This window comes from Caulobacter sp. FV2ye17ST (genome assembly GCF_058680955.1).
This window is the reverse complement of the sequence record NZ_CM178727.1, coordinates 3,462,586-3,476,787: the sequence shown is the minus strand read 5'-3', so window position 1 is coordinate 3,476,787 and position 14,202 is coordinate 3,462,586. Positions and strand designations below refer to the sequence as shown.

General features: G+C 64.7%; 16 protein-coding genes. 7 read left to right on the top strand and 9 right to left on the bottom strand.

The window, feature by feature from the left end; translation table 11 throughout:
- The first annotated feature begins 45 nt into the window (after window positions 1-45).
- From ACW17V_RS16600 to ACW17V_RS16585, 4 genes are all read left to right on the top strand, one after another.
- Window positions 46-375 carry a FeoA family protein gene (locus tag ACW17V_RS16600; protein ID WP_492106159.1) on the top strand — a complete coding sequence of 110 codons (330 nt, stop codon included), beginning with the start codon at window positions 46-48 and terminating at the stop codon, window positions 373-375.
- Complete coding sequence (feoB, locus tag ACW17V_RS16595; RefSeq protein WP_492106158.1) at window positions 372-2,252, top strand: ferrous iron transport protein B; 1,881 nt, start codon at window positions 372-374, stop codon at window positions 2,250-2,252. Before ACW17V_RS16600 ends, feoB begins: the two co-directional genes overlap by 4 nt.
- 42 nt (window positions 2,253-2,294) lie before the next feature.
- Window positions 2,295-2,573 carry a type II toxin-antitoxin system Phd/YefM family antitoxin gene (locus ACW17V_RS16590; protein WP_492106157.1) on the top strand — a complete coding sequence of 93 codons (279 nt, stop codon included), beginning with the start codon at window positions 2,295-2,297 and terminating at the stop codon, window positions 2,571-2,573.
- Window positions 2,574-2,644: 71 nt separating this feature from the next.
- Complete coding sequence (locus tag ACW17V_RS16585; protein WP_492106156.1) at window positions 2,645-3,025, top strand: type II toxin-antitoxin system VapC family toxin; 381 nt, start codon at window positions 2,645-2,647, stop codon at window positions 3,023-3,025.
- Between the two features lie 15 nt (window positions 3,026-3,040).
- Here the strand turns inward: ACW17V_RS16585 and ACW17V_RS16580 are convergent, their stop codons facing one another.
- The 3 genes from ACW17V_RS16580 to epmA all read right to left on the bottom strand — a co-directional run bounded on the left by ACW17V_RS16580 (window position 3,041) and on the right by epmA (window position 6,205).
- Window positions 3,041-3,919 carry a 3-hydroxybutyryl-CoA dehydrogenase gene (locus ACW17V_RS16580; RefSeq protein WP_492106155.1) on the bottom strand — a complete coding sequence of 293 codons (879 nt, stop codon included), beginning with the start codon at window positions 3,917-3,919 and terminating at the stop codon, window positions 3,041-3,043.
- A gap of 129 nt (window positions 3,920-4,048) precedes the next feature.
- Window positions 4,049-5,086 carry a lysine-2,3-aminomutase-like protein gene (locus ACW17V_RS16575; RefSeq protein WP_492106154.1) on the bottom strand — a complete coding sequence of 346 codons (1,038 nt, stop codon included), beginning with the start codon at window positions 5,084-5,086 and terminating at the stop codon, window positions 4,049-4,051.
- Between the two features lie 57 nt (window positions 5,087-5,143).
- Window positions 5,144-6,205: an EF-P lysine aminoacylase EpmA gene (gene epmA / locus ACW17V_RS16570; RefSeq protein WP_492106153.1), complete on the bottom strand. Its 1,062-nt coding sequence runs from the start codon at window positions 6,203-6,205 to the stop codon at window positions 5,144-5,146.
- 123 nt (window positions 6,206-6,328) lie between these two features.
- On the opposite strand from epmA, the gene efp reads away from it, so the two are divergent.
- Entirely contained in the window at window positions 6,329-6,895 is a 567-nt protein-coding gene (efp, locus tag ACW17V_RS16565; RefSeq protein ID WP_492106152.1) for an elongation factor P, read from the top strand.
- Window positions 6,896-7,226: 331 nt separating this feature from the next.
- On the opposite strand, the gene ACW17V_RS16560 is transcribed toward efp, so the two are convergent.
- From ACW17V_RS16560 to ACW17V_RS16545, 4 genes are all read right to left on the bottom strand, one after another.
- A complete protein-coding gene (locus ACW17V_RS16560) occupies window positions 7,227-7,808 on the bottom strand; it encodes a Swt1 family HEPN domain-containing protein (protein WP_492106151.1) in 582 nt (193 codons plus the stop codon).
- Window positions 7,801-8,424: a DUF5343 domain-containing protein gene (locus tag ACW17V_RS16555; RefSeq protein ID WP_492106150.1), complete on the bottom strand. Its 624-nt coding sequence runs from the start codon at window positions 8,422-8,424 to the stop codon at window positions 7,801-7,803. Before ACW17V_RS16555 ends, ACW17V_RS16560 begins: the two co-directional genes overlap by 8 nt.
- Window positions 8,425-8,644: 220 nt before the next feature.
- A complete protein-coding gene (locus ACW17V_RS16550; protein WP_492106149.1) occupies window positions 8,645-9,625 on the bottom strand; it encodes a putative phage abortive infection protein in 981 nt (326 codons plus the stop codon).
- Between the two features lie 1,129 nt (window positions 9,626-10,754).
- Window positions 10,755-11,636, bottom strand: a complete 882-nt coding sequence (locus ACW17V_RS16545) for a LysR substrate-binding domain-containing protein (RefSeq protein WP_492106148.1) — start codon at window positions 11,634-11,636, stop codon at window positions 10,755-10,757.
- Window positions 11,637-11,757: 121 nt separating this feature from the next.
- On the opposite strand from ACW17V_RS16545, the gene ACW17V_RS16540 reads away from it, so the two are divergent.
- Window positions 11,758-11,955, top strand: coding sequence for a hypothetical protein (locus ACW17V_RS16540; RefSeq protein ID WP_492106147.1), 198 nt, complete (start codon window positions 11,758-11,760; stop codon window positions 11,953-11,955).
- 78 nt (window positions 11,956-12,033) lie between these two features.
- On the opposite strand, the gene ACW17V_RS16535 is transcribed toward ACW17V_RS16540, so the two are convergent.
- Together ACW17V_RS16535 and ACW17V_RS16530 are read right to left on the bottom strand one after the other, a co-directional pair.
- Complete coding sequence (locus ACW17V_RS16535; protein ID WP_492106146.1) at window positions 12,034-12,975, bottom strand: electron transfer flavoprotein subunit alpha/FixB family protein; 942 nt, start codon at window positions 12,973-12,975, stop codon at window positions 12,034-12,036.
- On the bottom strand, window positions 12,976-13,722 hold the full coding sequence (locus tag ACW17V_RS16530) for an electron transfer flavoprotein subunit beta/FixA family protein (RefSeq protein WP_492106145.1): 747 nt from the start codon (window positions 13,720-13,722) through the stop codon (window positions 12,976-12,978).
- 217 nt (window positions 13,723-13,939) lie between these two features.
- On the opposite strand from ACW17V_RS16530, the gene ACW17V_RS16525 reads away from it, so the two are divergent.
- Window positions 13,940-14,200 (top strand): hypothetical protein, encoded by a 261-nt coding sequence (locus ACW17V_RS16525; protein WP_492106144.1) that lies wholly within the window; start codon window positions 13,940-13,942, stop codon window positions 14,198-14,200.
- The last annotated feature ends 2 nt before the right edge of the window (window positions 14,201-14,202 follow it).

Genomic DNA, 14,202 nt, shown 5'->3' with positions numbered 1-14,202 from the left:
CCGTCCTGGACTGATAATCACTCGCAAGTTTTCGCGGGAGTCCCGATGTCCGACGGTCTTGCCCTGGTTTCCGGCCTTGACGCCGATCTTGCCCACAGGCCCCCCGCGCGCTCGCTGGGCGAGGCCTCACGCGGCGACCGGGGCGTGATCGTCAGCGTCACCGGCCAGACCGGCGCGGCCGAGGCCGTCGAGGCCGAGGAACTGGAGCGACGCCTGCTGGAGATGGGCTTCGTCGAGGGCGCGCGAGTCGAGGTCCTGCACGAGGGCCTGTTCGGCCGCGACCCCATCGCCGTGCGGGTGGACGACACCCGCGTGGCCCTGCGCCGGCGTGAGGCCGGCGCCGTCACCGTGCAGTTCGACGGAACCCAGTCTTGACCTCTGACACCACTATCCTGCACCCGGCGCGTATCGCCCTGGTCGGCAATCCCAATTCCGGCAAGACCGCCCTGTTCAACGCCCTGACCGGCAGTCGCCAGAAGGTCGCCAACTATGCCGGCGTCACCGTCGAGCGGAAGGAAGGCGTTCTGACCACGTCCGCCGGCCGGACCCTGCGCATCCTCGACCTGCCCGGCACCTATTCCCTGCGCGCCCGCAGCCCCGACGAGGTCGTCACCCGCGACGCCATCCTGGGACGCTTGACCGGCGAGGCCGCGCCCGACGTGCTGATCTGCGTCGCCGACGCCACCAATCTGCGCCTCGTGCTGCGTCTGGCGCTGGAGCTCAAGCAGGTCGGCCGGCCCTTCGTGCTGGCGCTGAACATGTACGACATCGCCCAGCGCCAGGGCCTGCGCATCGACCTGGAAAAGCTGCGCGCCGAGGTCGGCGCACCGATCGTCACCACCGTGGCGACCCGCAAGCGCGGCCTGGAGGACCTGATCACCCAGGCCGAGGCCCTGACCCTCAGCCACGCCGGCGAGCACGCCAGCACCTGGCGCGAGCCTGACGCCGCCGAAATCCGCGCCGCTCACGCCGAGGCCCAGCGCATATTCAAGGCCTGCGTGAAGCCGCCCGAGCGGCCTGACACCATCACTGGCAAGATCGACGACGTGCTGCTCAATCCAGCGGCCGGCCTGCTGATCCTGGGTCTGTTGCTGTTCGTGATGTTCCAGGCGGTGTTCACCTGGGCCGAGCCCCTGATGGGCCTGATCGAGGCGGGCTTCGCGGGCCTCAGCGCCATGGTCGCCGCCGTCCTGCCCGACGGCCTGCTGCAAAGCCTGATCACCGACGGCCTGATCGCCGGGGTCGGCAGCGTGCTGGTCTTCCTGCCGCAGATCGTGATCCTGTTCTTCTTCATCCTGCTGCTGGAAGACAGCGGCTACATGGCTCGCGCGGCCTTCCTGATGGACAAGATCATGGGCGGGGCGGGCCTGCACGGCCGGGCCTTCATCCCGCTGCTGTCCAGCTTCGCCTGCGCCATTCCGGGGATCATGTCGACGCGGGTGATCGACAACAAACATGACCGCCTGACCACCATCCTGGTGGCCCCCCTGATGACCTGCTCGGCGCGCATACCGGTCTACACCCTGATCATCGCCGCCTTCATCCCGCACACCACCGTCTGGGGCTTTCTGAGCCTGCCGGGCCTGGTGATGTTCGGGCTCTATGCCAGCGGCATCGTCAGCGCGCTGCTGGTGTCGTTCGTGATCCGCCGGGTCTTCTGGCGCGGCACGGTCGAGCCGTTCATGATGGAGCTGCCGACCTATCGCTGGCCCGAGCCGCGCAACGTGCTGATGAACCTGTGGACTCGCGCCCGCATCTTCATCAGCCGCGCCGGCCGCATCATCCTGCCGCTGATGGTGCTGGTCTGGGTGCTGTCGACCTTCCCCTATCCGCCCGAGGGCGCGACGGGGCCGGCCATCGACTACAGCTTCGCCGGCCGCATCGGCCACTTCATCGCCCCGGTCATGGCCCCCATCGGCTTCAACTGGCAGATGACTGTGGCCCTGATCCCGGGCTTCGCGGCGCGCGAAGTGGCCGTGGCGGCGCTGGGCACCGTCTATGCCGTCGGCGGCGACGACGAGGCCGGCACCGCCCTGGGCGGCCTGCTGGCCAAGCAGTGGTCGCTGGCGACCGCCCTGTCGTTCCTGGCCTGGTACATCTTCGCCCCGCAGTGCGCGGCGACCCTGGGTGTGGTCAAGCGCGAGACCAATGGCTGGACCTGGCCGACGGTGATGTTCCTGTACATGACCGGCCTGGCCTATCTGGCCTCGTTCGCGACCTATCATATCGCCGTGGCGATGGGGGCGGGGTAGGGGGAGTCGTCGGCAGTCTGGCTTTGTGCTAGGCTGGGAGACATGACGATCCGGTTCGACATCGGAAACCAGTCGGCCCTCGCCGAGCTCGTCGCCCGCATGGAAGCTGGCGAGGACGTACTGCTGACGCGAGATGGTGAGACCGTAGCCCTCGTAATGCCCCCTCAACCCACCGCCCCGAAGGGGCGGCGGCAACTGGGGGTCTGGGAACATCTCAATCTCAAACTTCCAGACGACCTGTTTATAGGGCCCGATCCCGAACTTGAGGCCGAGATGGATAACCCCATTTTCCCGGATGAGGAGTTGGCTCCTAAAAACTGATCCTTTCAGTTTTTAGGAGCGACAGGTCGAGGGCCACGATTTCAAGTGGGTGACCCTGTGAGGCTCCAGTCATGCGCCTGCTGCTCGATACGCACGCCTTCATTTGGAGCCTGGTGGATCGCTCCAGACTGTCGGCGCGAGCGCTCGACGTCATTTCGGACGCGGAAAACGAAGTTCTGGTCAGCGCCGTAGCGGCCTATGAAATCGAATACAAGCGGCCGCGCGATCCCGAGCTTCAGCGGATGCCTACGGATCTCGATCAGGTCGTCAAAGTCCAAGGCTTCAGTTGGGTCGGTATCTCGTGGGAAGACGCGCGCGACGCGGCGCGGCTTCCTCTGATTCATCGCGATCCCTGGGATCGCTTGTTAGTGGCTCAGGCCGAGCGGCACGGCGCGACACTGGTGACTCGCGACCCCTGGATCGCGAGCTACAATATCACAACTTTCTGGTAACCCAATACCGCCGCCCTACCGCGTCGGAACCGGCGTCTCGCCGCGATAGTCGTAGAAGCCGCGACCGGCCTTCTTGCCAAGCCAGCCGGCTTCCACATACTTCACCAGCAGCGGACAGGGGCGATACTTGCTGTCGGCCAGGCCCTCGTGCAGCACGTTCATGATGCTCAGCACGGTGTCCAGGCCGATGAAGTCGCCCAGTTCCAGCGGGCCCATCGGATGGTTGGCGCCCAGCTTCATGGCGGTGTCGATGGCGTCGACCGTGCCCACGCCCTCGTACAGGGTGTAGATCGCCTCGTTGATCATCGGCACCAGCACGCGGTTGACGATGAAGGCCGGGAAGTCCTCGGCGTTGCTGGTGATCTTGCCCAGCGACTTGGCGAAGGCCACCGCGGTCTCGTAGGTGGGCACGTCGGTGGCGATGCCGCGAATGATCTCGACCAGCTTCATCAGCGGGACCGGGTTCATGAAGTGCAGGCCGATGAACCGCTCGGGGCGGTCGGTGGCCGAGGCCAGTCGCGTGATCGAGATCGACGAGGTGTTCGAGGCCAGCAGGGTGTCGGGCTTCAGGTGCGGCTGCAGGCTGCGGAAGATGGCCTTCTTGGTCTCTTCGTTCTCGGTCGCCGCCTCGATGGCCAGGTCGGTCTGGCCCACCGCGTCCAGGCCCTCGGCGGGCTTGATGCGCGAAAGGGCTCCGGCCATGGCCGCTTCATCGATGATGCCGCGGCCCACCTGGCGGGCCAGGTTCTTCTCGATCAGCGCCAGGCCCGCGTCAATGCGGTCGCGCGTCACGTCGTGCAGCAGAACGTCATAGCCCGCCAGCGCGCAGACATGCGCGATGCCACAGCCCATCTGGCCAGCGCCGATTACGCCGACAGACTTGATTTCACTCATGAACGCCAAGCCTTCGCTTGATATGGCGGCTGGACTTCAAGTCCGCGCCCTCGATTGTGGCGACGTTTCTAGCACGAGAAACCACGGCCTCGTCCAGACTTTGCTGCGACGCAGCGGGGATCTGTCGCGCTATCCGGCGGGCGGATAGGGATGAGGCCGGCCCTGAGGGTCTTCCACCGTCCCGTCGTCCAGATAGGCGGGGCCCACCGGGACCTTTCCGTGCCCGCCGGGGATGTCGAGGATATAGGTCGGCTGGCACAGGCCCGAGACGGTTCCGCGCAGCGCCTTCATCAGGCTCTGCCCCGCCTCAATCGAGGTGCGCAGGTGGGCGGTGCCGGGCGCATAGTCGTGATGGTGCAGATAGTAGGGCTTGATCCGCGTCTCGACGAAGGCCCGCATCAGGGCGCTCAGGGTCGCCGGATCATCGTTGATCCCGGCCAGCAGCACGGTCTGGCTGATCATCGGGATGCCCGCATCCACGATCCGGGCGCAGGCGGCGCGGGCCTGCGTCGTCAGCTCGCGGGCGTGGTTGGCGTGCAGGGCGACATAGACCGCCTTGCCCGAGGCCTTCAGCGCCGCAACCATATCGTCCGTGATCGCCGCCGGATCGACGGCGGGCACGCGCGTGTGAAAGCGAACCACTTTCACATGCTCGATCTTCGCCAGCCGTTCGCCGATGTCGCGCAGGCGACGGGGCGACAGCACCAGCGGATCGCCGCCGGTGATGATGACTTCCCAGATTTCGGGGCGCGCGGCGATGTAGGCGAAGGCCGCGTCCAGCTCGGCCGGCGACAGGGTCTTCAGCCCCTCGGGCCCGACCATCTCGCGGCGGAAACAGAACCGGCAATAGACCGCGCAGGTGTGGGTGGGCTTGAGCAGCACGCGGTCGGGGTAACGATGGACGATCCCCTCGACCGGGCTGTGGGTCAGGTCGCCGATCGGATCGGGATCCTCGCCCGGCGCGCTGACCAGCTCGGCGGTCTGGGGCACGAACTGACGGGCGATGGGGTCGGCTTCGTTGGCCGGCTCGATCAGGGCGGCCATGTCGGCGGTGATCGCCACCGCGTATTGCGCCGCCACGCGCTCGAGGGCCGGCAGCCGTTCGGGAGCGATCAGGCCGGCGTCGGCCAGGGCGGCCGCGCTGCGGAGGGTGTTGGCGGGGGGCATGGAGGGGCGGGATATGGGGCAAAATGGCCGGCCGCGCAAATTCTGCCCCGCTTGGGGCTAGGCCACCGGAACCCACATCACCTGATCCACCCGGCTCGCCCCGGCCGCCAGCATCACCAGCCGGTCAAAGCCCAGCGCAGACCCGGAGGCCTCGGGCATGATCTCCAGCGCGGCCAGGAAGTCCTCGTCGATCGGATAGCGCTCGCCGTAGATCCGCGCCTTCTCGTCCATCTCGGCGACGAAGCGGCGGCGCTGCTCGGCGGGGTCGGTGAGTTCGCCGAAGGCGTTGGCCAGCTCGACGCCGCAGGCATAGAGCTCGAAGCGTTCGGCCACGCGCGGATCGCCCGGCTTGGGGCGCGCCAGGGCCGCCTCGGCCACCGGATATTCGCACAGGATCGTGGCGCGGCCCTGACCCAGCTTCGGCTCGACCTTCTCGACGATCACCCGGCTGAACACGTCGGCCCAGCTGTCGTCGTCGGCCACCCGGATCCCCGCCGCCTTCGCCGAGGCGGCCAGGGCGTCGCGGTCGGTCTGGCCGTTCGCGTCCAGGCTGGCCAGCAGATCAACGCCGGCGTGACGGTCGAAGGCCTGCGCCACGCTCAGCCGCTCGGGCTTGGCGAAAGGATCGCAGTCCATGCCCCGGAACGCGAAGGTCTTGGTCCCGACCGTCTCGGCGGCGATGGCCAGCAGGGTCGCGCAGTCGTCCATCAGCGTCTCGTACGGCGCGCCGGCCCGGTACCATTCCAGCATGACGAACTCGGGATGGTGCAGGGGCCCGCGCTCGCGATTGCGCCACACCCGGGCGAAGTCGAAGATCCTGTCCTCGCCCGCCGCCAGCAGTTTCTTGCAGGCAAATTCCGGCGAGGTGTGCAGATAGAAGGTCTGGTCCGGCTCGCCGGCCAGGCTCAGCATCGTGGTCTGGAAAGCGTGAAGGTGAGCCTCATTGCCCGGCGACACCTGCAGGGCCGCGGCCTCGACCTCGACGAAGCCCTGAGCCTCGAACCAGCCGCGCACGGCGCGGGTGATGGCGTTGCGCGCCAGCAGGAAAGGCCGGCGATCGGCGTGGACCGAAGGGGTCCACCATGGCGACCTGGGGGGGGAGGGTGCGTCAGCAGCCACGGGGGCTCCGCATAGTAGAGACTGGCGATCTTGCCGCGTTCGCTATAGGAGGGCGGTCACAAGATCTCTACTCCATTCGGGCGGCTCTCCGGGCAGCGCCCGGAAAGCCTAAGGACTCACGAAGTGAAGGTAGCCGCCAGCTCGCTCCGCAAGGGCGCCGTCGTCGACATGGACGGCAAGCTCTATGTCGTTCTGACCGTCGACAACATCCACCCCGGCAAGGGCACCCCGGTGACCCAGCTGAACATGCGCCGCATCTCTGACGGCGTGAAGGTTTCGGAACGCTACCGCACCACCGAGCAGGTCGAGCGCGCCTTCGTCGACCAGCGCGACCACACCTTCCTGTACCAGGACGGCGAGGGCTTCCACTTCATGAACCCGGAAAACTACGACCAGGTCGTGGCCACCGCCGACGTGATCGGCGACGCCGCGCCGTATCTGCAGGAGAACATGACGGTCCAGCTGTCGACCCACAACGACATCCCGATCGCCATCGAACTGCCGCGCACCATGATCCTGGAAGTCGTCGACACCGAACCGTCGGTGAAGGGCCAGACCGCCAGCTCGTCCTACAAGCCGGCCCTGCTCAGCAACGGCATCAAGACCACCGTGCCGCCCTATATCGCCGTGGGCGTGCGGGTGGTGATCCTGACCGAGGACAACTCGTATCAGGAACGCGCCAAGGACTAGGGTTTCCTTCTCCCCTTGTGGGAGAAGGTGGCCGCGCAGCGGACGGATGAGGGGTTTCTCAGAACCGTCCGCGCGACTCGTCGCCTGACGGCGAAACCTTCTCCCGCATGGGGAGAAGGAAGAGATCAGAAGGCCCGGCGCGTAAGCGCCGGGCCTTTTTGGTGAGACTCGGAAGGTCCGCTTCTGGGCGCTAACGGCGCCGGCGCCGACCAAGCCTGACTCTTATCAGGCCTTCGAGGGGCCGCTGTCGGGCGGTGGCTATGACGTCGTCGGCACAAGACCAGTCCTGGCGCAGGGCTGGTGGCGAGCGTCAGCAATACACTGCACCTGCCTAACCCATGGATCTGAACCAGTCTCGGACCGACAGGTGAAGTCGTACAACTTCGTCTTCTGCAAGTGGCTTGCAGTGGGCGATCGGTCCACGCAGCACATTGAGCGTGGCGATTACCTTCTCAAGAGCTTTGATGTCCTGGAAAATATCGCTGAAATCGACCCAGTTTGATTTAATTATCTCACCAAGCTCGCCAAACGTCGTGAAGTCGATTGGCTCCTGTGACCGTACGGCGATACCAGACTCCCGTTCCTTCTTCTGAGTGGCCGCGACGTGATTTCTGACCGTCTCGGGGGCTTTCGTACTCCACCAGCTTGCGCCGTGCTTCTCTAACAATACTTCAGTGATAAGCGACCGGATGGAATTCTCTAAACAATAGAACACACGATAGTGTGCGCTCATTTCTGCAGCTTCTCGCCTGATCTTCTCGTCGAATTGAGGGTAGTACGTCTCGTCGAGTTTTCCTTGAGGTGGCGGCTGATGGCCTAGGTCCAGGTCATGTTCGCGCTCGACCCGTTGTATTGCGGCCTCAATGGCGAGGTTGTTGAGCGCGAAGAGCTTAAGTCGTTCCGAGCTAATCATTGTTCAAAAGATTTTGCTTAATCGACGCGAAGATCGCGTTATAAACCTCGACGTTTGTCGTCTCGGGCAGGTTGATGTTGATCGTGTAGGCAATGCGAAAGTCGTGGCCGGCAGAGGCCCGGGGCTCGTGCTTTATCAACGACTTAGACAGCTCGATCGGAGCAGAAGAACTGCTCTTAGGTGCGTCAGCAGCATCGAAATCTGCGAGCTGTTTACACGCTTTGAAGCTGCCTACGATTGCTCCCACCGTGCCATCGCTTGGTTCCTTGCCGGTCACCTCGACCACCAAGTTCTTTAGCTTGTCGTCGGTCAAGCTGTTCGCAAACTCGTTTTTCTGGAAGATATCAGCGAACCCGATACGCATCGCCTCAGCCATAGCGGCCCCGCTGCTATCAGCGTTGCGGAACCGCGTGTAGAGCTCGGTCGGGGTTCCATCGCTCTGGATGAAACCGAGACGCTTTAGGAAGGGAATAAAGGGCCGAGCGCTACCGGAACCGAAACCGAGAACTGTTGCCTGGAAGTCCTGGGTGTATCGAGACGGCACTTTCGCTTGCTGAATCTTCTCGAAAATCTTTCCAATCAGCCCCGTTGAGTTGAGGAATGGTGGCAGTGACATTGGCTCCCCGAGTCCGCGCGATCCAGAACTGTGCCGGACAATAGGCGCATTGTGGCCAGGAAATGCCATTTCTCAACTTCGAAGTGCGCGCGTCGTCGAGAAGGGCAGGGGCGGATTGGGTCGGATGGCCCAACGGTGATGCCAAATGGCGCGGTCCTGGAGGTGCGCCAACGTTGGCAATTGGCGCTCCGGGCCATCAGCAATGTTGCGCGCTGAGAAGTTATCCTTTGGGCGCTGGGTTCCCTTTGGGCGCTGGGTTCGGCTTTTTCCTGGTTGCGATTCTTCCGCTTGGCGCTGGCTCGATCTCATCCTCTTCGATCGAAGCGTCGGGCGTGTAGCCCAGCAGCTTGCCCCGTCTGTCTGCATAGCTAGTCGGGCCAAAGGCTTTTGCCTCGATGTAGGTCGCGTGCTCGTCCTCTAGCAGCTGCGCCGGCATGTTATCGAAGAGCTCGTGATCAGCTGCGAGTGGGCGAAAATTCTCCCCCGGAGCAGACGCGACGACATTGTAATACAAGACTAATAATTCCTGGTCGGAAAGAATCGCTCGCAAGAGCTTTATGTAGGTGTCTTGCTCCTCGTTATCTTGCAGTAGATGGATGGTATTGTAGAGGTAACGGAAATAGTGTCCCAATAATTCCTGGTGATTTCTGTAAACCTTCCCATATGATCTTTTTAACAGGCTGCGCTCATCTTGACGGAGATTGTTTTTTCTCTGTGCATCCCGGTGAGTTCGGCGCAGATCGCTGTAGATGACGCGGAACACCTCCCGGCCATGGACCCGGCCTGTCTCTGCACGTGCCGGATCTACGACCGACATTCCCTCGATGATCTGGTTGTGGATGGAGAGGAGCTGATAGAAGCTCGATTGGACGTTCTGCTTCGAGAGCGCATCCGCCGATCGAGTGAACTGGACGCGCGATTCAATGAGCTCGCTGCGCTGGAGAGCCAAGGTCACCAAGAGGGTAAGGAAGGTCAGGAACGTGAGTATTGGGTTCAGGAAGCCCCCGAAGAAATCACCACGTTGCCCGTATCCTGCAAGATCCGTTGCCTTCAGAACGGCGTAGCCGACTGTGCCGATTACGATCAGCGCGATGACAACTAGCGCCCACAGCAGTAGGCCGAACGTGCCGGATCCTGGTCCCGCCTTCTCAGGGCTCAATTCGTCCGTTGGCGGATTGTCCGCAAGGTCTCTCTCCGGCACGCATCTCCCTCCTTCATAGCTCTCTGGCATCATTCTACTGCAGACCTTCAGCTCTCGTAGATCGTCTCCAAATTTGTGCCCGCATCGTTACGGCCTGCAAGTCGTAGGCTACCGCAACACTAGCCTGAACAGCGGCGGCGAATGTCAGCTTTCCGCACAGACTTCAAAGTCCGCTCTTGGGGCGAAATCGCTGGCTGAAATCTCCAAGTTTACTCGGGAACCGTCGCGGGAACCCGCCCTAAAACCCTTGGTGGAATTGGAGCTCTGGCTGAGGGTCTCGTCAAGGACGACGCGGAGCGTCGCCGCGACGCGGCCGCCAGAGGCGGTCCTTGACGAGACCCTCAGCCAGAGCAAGCTCGCCTCCATGGGTTTCAGGGCGCGGCCTGACCGTCGGGGCGGCCTGTCCTTTGACTGAGAGGAGAGGGCTGAGGGAATGGGGATAGCGCGCAGTTTATCCCCGTTCTTTTCAGAGCAAACTCTAGCCTGATCAAACACTTATAAAATAGTTGATCGCGCCAATCCTCGGAGCTCAAACCGGCCGTATTCTCATAGCTGTCCCCGTCGCATGGGGAGGGCGCGTGGTACCGGCCCAAGGCGGCGATGGGGATGGAGCTGAGCGGGGCCGCGACGCCCTGGAAGGCGGGTCGAGGTGTGCGGGCTGTCTCAGAAGGACGGACCAAACGCTGAGTGGCTTGTCGGCCGGGTGAACGCGGGTCGAAGAGGGCGAGGGATCGTAAACCCGCCTATCGCGCATCGTCGGCGTCGAGACGGTTAGCCGATCGACGGGATGCGCGCCCGTACGGGGGCTCTTGGGTATCAGAGCTGAAAGACGCTCGCTTGGCCCGATCCTCACGCAAGAACAGCTTCTGCGAAGCGGACAGGTCGAGCCGAAACGCACAAACAACATCACGGTCATCCGGGTTCGCCCCGGCCGCTTCGCGCCTCCCCAACCCCTTCAGCGGCTCATGCCGCGTGAGGCTGAGAAGCCGTGTCCTCTCCCTTCCCCCTTTGATGGGGGAAGGGCGGGGATGGGGGTGACCCCGCCAGACGATTTCACACCGTCGGAGCCCCATCCTGAACCGCTTTCACCCCCATCCCCAACCCTTCCCCCATCGAGGGGGAAGGGGGCTCACTTGCCCCGGCCGTCCGCCGTCTCGGCCACGAACCAGTCGCGCAGCTTGAGCAGCCGCGCCAGCTTGGGGTTGTCGGCGCGCCAGACAAAGTGGTGGCCGGTATCGATGTCGACCTCGCCTTCCAGCGGGCGGACCAGTCGTCCATCGCGGATGTCGCGTTCGGACAGGCCGCTGCGGGCCAGGGCGACGCCGAGTCCCTGGGCCGCCGCGTCCAGCATCATCGAGGTGTCGTCAAAGCCCAGGCTGGGCGGCAATTCGGGCATCGGCAGGCCCATGGCGTGGAACCAGGCGCTCCACGGCAGGGCGGTGTGGCGCAGCAGGGGCGCGTTCAGCAGGTCCTCGGGCCGGTTGATCGGGTGGCGCTTGAGGAGAGCAGGGCTGCACACCGGGAACAGGCGCTCGCTGAGCAGGCGCACAGAGTCCAGGCCGGGCCAGGGGCCGACGCCAAAGCGCAGGGCGACGTCGGCCCCGTCGGTGGAGAGGTCCGACACCCGGTCCTCGACCCGTACGGTCAGGTCCAGTTCACCGGTCTCCGCCGAGACCCGGGCCAGGCGGGTGACCAGCCAGCGGGTGGCGAAGGCCGCCCCTGTGCTGAGCACGATCGGCCCGCAGGCGGCGTTGCGCGCGGCCTGCACGCCGCGCTTCAGGCCGGCCAGGGCCTCGGTGACGCTCGCCGCCAGGGCCGCTCCGGTGACGGTGGGCTCCATCCGGTTGCCCTGGCGCAGGAACAGGCGAACGCCCAGCTCGTCCTCCAGCTTGCGGATCTGCTGGCTGACCGCGCCGTGGGTGACGAACAGCTCGTCGGCCGCGCGGCTGTAGCTGCGATGACGGGCGGCGGCCTCCAGGGCCGTCAGGGTCGAGAAGGGGGGCAGGCGCATGCCTGGCATGTTAGTTCAGCTCACAAGCTGGACCAATAGAGATCGTTGGTTTCCGGAGGCGGTTGGCGCGATTGTCTCCTCGGCGCCGCTCTTTCCAACACCCTCCCCGAAAGGTGACGAGATGAAGATCCTGCTTGTTGCGGGCGCGCTGACGCTCGCCGTTTTCCTGGCCGCCGGACATCCGGCCCGGCCGCTCGACGATCTGCGCTGGCAGCGCGATCAGGCCTATCTGCTGGCCCCCTATGCGACGGCCAAGATCGGCCGCCCCGAGACCCCGCGCCAGATCGCCATGGCCTCCTCGACCCTGCAGCGCCGATGACAGCGACGCCCGCCCCGCCCAACAGAAAAGGCCCGGAGTCGCCTCCGGGCCTTTTCCTTGTTCGTCTTCAGCCGAAGCCTACTTTCCGGCCGCGGCCAGCGCGTCCATCAGTTCGGGCACGGCGGTCTTGTAGTCAGCGACCAGGCCGAAGTCGGCGACCTGGAAGATCGGAGCGTCGCTGTCCTTGTTGATCGCGACGATGATCTTGCTGTCCTTCATGCCGGCCAGGTGCTGGATGGCGCCCGAGATGCCGATGGCGACATACAGGGCCGGAGCCACGACCTTGCCGGTCTGGCCGACCTGATAGTCGTTGGGGGCGTAGCCCGCATCGACCGCAGCGCGCGAGGCGCCGACGGCGGCGCCCAGCTTGTCGGCCAGGGGCTCGATGACCCGCTGGAACTCTTCGGCCGAACCCATGGCGCGACCGCCGGAGACGACGATCTTGGCCGCGGCCAGTTCCGGACGGTCCGACTTGACCATCTCTTCGCTGACGAAGCGGGTCTTGCCGGCTTCCGCGCCGCTGACGGTCTCGACCGGAGCCGAGCCGCCTTCTTCGGCCGCCGCGAAGGCGGTCGGACGGACGGTGATCACCTTCTTGGCGTCCGACGACTGGACGGTTTCGAGGGCGTTGCCGGCATAGATCGGGCGAACGAAGGTGTCGGCCGAGACGACTTCCACGATCTCGCTGATCGGGGCGACGTCCAGCTTGGCGGCGACGCGCGGCGCGAAGTTCTTGCCGCCCGAGGTGGCCGGCACGAGGATCGCATCGTAGTTGCCGGCCAGGGCCAGCACGGCGTCAGCTTCCGCTTCCGCCACGCCATGACCCAGGGCGGCGCTATCGGCCAGCAGCACCTTGCGGACGCCGGTGATCTTGGCGGCCGCGTCGGCCACGGCCTTGGCGTTGTGGCCCAGCACCAGAACATCCACATCGCCCGAAAGCTTCAGGGCGGCGGTGACGGTCTTGTGGGTGCCATCGCGCAGATGCGCGTTGTCGTTATCGGCGACGACGAGAACAGCCATCTAGAGCACTCCCGCGAGGTTGAGCTTGGCCACCAGATCGGCGGCGGTTTCCACCTTGATGCCGGCCGAGCGCTTGGCGGGCTCGGCGACCTTGAGCACCTTCAGGCGCGGCGCGATATCGACGCCGTAGTCAGCGACCGTCTTGCTGACGATCTCCTTCTTCTTGGCCTTCATGATGTTGGGCAGCGAGGCGTAGCGCGGCTCGTTGAGGCGCAGGTCGGCGGTGATCACGGCGGGCAGGTCCACATCCAGGGTCTGCAGGCCGCCGTCGACTTCGCGCGTGACCTTGGCGGTCGAGCCCGAGACTTCGATGGCCGAGGCGTAGGTGGCCTGCGGCCAGCCGAGCAGGGCCGAAAGCATCTGGCCGACGGCGTTGTTGTCGCCGTCGATCGCCTGCTTGCCCATCAGGACCAGGCCCGGTTGCTCTTCGCCGATGACGGCGGCCAGCAGCTTGGCCACGGCCAGGGGCTCGGGATCTGCGTCGGTGGTGACCAGGATGCCGCGGTCGCCGCCCATGGCCAGGGCGGTGCGGATCGTTTCCTGGGCTTGAGCCGGACCGATGCTGACGATGACGACCTCGGTCGCCACGCCCTTTTCCTTCAGACGCACGGCTTCTTCGACCGCGATCTCACAGAAGGGATTCATGGACATCTTGACGTTCGCCAGATCGACGCCCGTCTGGTCCGCCTTGACGCGAACCTTCACGTTGTAATCGATAACCCGTTTAACCGGGACTAGGACCTTCATCGGGTTTCACGCCTCCAGGCTGCGTTTTCTCCTGCGTGGGCACGGGATTACCCTTTTTGCACCGCAACGCAAGTTTCCCTTGGCGTAAGCGTAAAGCTTTGCCACGCACAGGGTTCAAACAACTGTACGATACTTCGCCGGGGGCGTCCGCCGGCGTATGCGCCATCCGCGCGAAAGGGCTGGTCAGCCTTGCGGTCGGCCACTAAACAGCCGGGCCATGAACCGCACCATCAATCGCCTGAAAATCATCTTCGTCGGCCTGTTCCTGGCCAGCAGCGTCGGCGTTTTCGGCTATCATTACCTTTGGGTCTGGCCCAAGGACCGCTGCGAGGCGCGCGGTGGGGCCTGGGCCGGGCGCTGGCTCAAGTGCGGCACGGTCTATTCGATCGAGACCCTGACGCGCCGTCCGGCCAACGTGCCGCCGATCAACAACGAGCGACCCGCTCCCGCGACCCCGGCCGCGCCCGAGAAGAAATAGGG

Bases quoted from the DNA above. Each gene is read 5' to 3' on its own strand.
- ACW17V_RS16535 (WP_492106146.1), bottom strand. From the start codon at position 12,975: ATGGCTGTTCTCGTCGTCGCCGATAACGACAACGCGCATCTGCGCGAT.
- ACW17V_RS16545 (WP_492106148.1), bottom strand. From the start codon at position 11,636: ATGCGCCTGCCCCCCTTCTCGACCCTGACGGCCCTGGAGGCCGCCGCC.
- ACW17V_RS16585 (WP_492106156.1), top strand. From the start codon at position 2,645: ATGCGCCTGCTGCTCGATACGCACGCCTTCATTTGGAGCCTGGTGGAT.
- ACW17V_RS16590 (WP_492106157.1), top strand. From the start codon at position 2,295: ATGACGATCCGGTTCGACATCGGAAACCAGTCGGCCCTCGCCGAGCTC.
- ACW17V_RS16600 (WP_492106159.1), top strand. From the start codon at position 46: ATGTCCGACGGTCTTGCCCTGGTTTCCGGCCTTGACGCCGATCTTGCC.
- ACW17V_RS16580 (WP_492106155.1), bottom strand. From the start codon at position 3,919: ATGAGTGAAATCAAGTCTGTCGGCGTAATCGGCGCTGGCCAGATGGGC.
- ACW17V_RS16525 (WP_492106144.1), top strand. From the start codon at position 13,940: ATGAACCGCACCATCAATCGCCTGAAAATCATCTTCGTCGGCCTGTTC.
- ACW17V_RS16575 (WP_492106154.1), bottom strand. From the start codon at position 5,086: ATGCCCCCCGCCAACACCCTCCGCAGCGCGGCCGCCCTGGCCGACGCC.
- ACW17V_RS16530 (WP_492106145.1), bottom strand. From the start codon at position 13,722: ATGAAGGTCCTAGTCCCGGTTAAACGGGTTATCGATTACAACGTGAAG.
- ACW17V_RS16540 (WP_492106147.1), top strand. From the start codon at position 11,758: ATGAAGATCCTGCTTGTTGCGGGCGCGCTGACGCTCGCCGTTTTCCTG.
- ACW17V_RS16555 (WP_492106150.1), bottom strand. From the start codon at position 8,424: ATGTCACTGCCACCATTCCTCAACTCAACGGGGCTGATTGGAAAGATT.
- ACW17V_RS16560 (WP_492106151.1), bottom strand. From the start codon at position 7,808: ATGATTAGCTCGGAACGACTTAAGCTCTTCGCGCTCAACAACCTCGCC.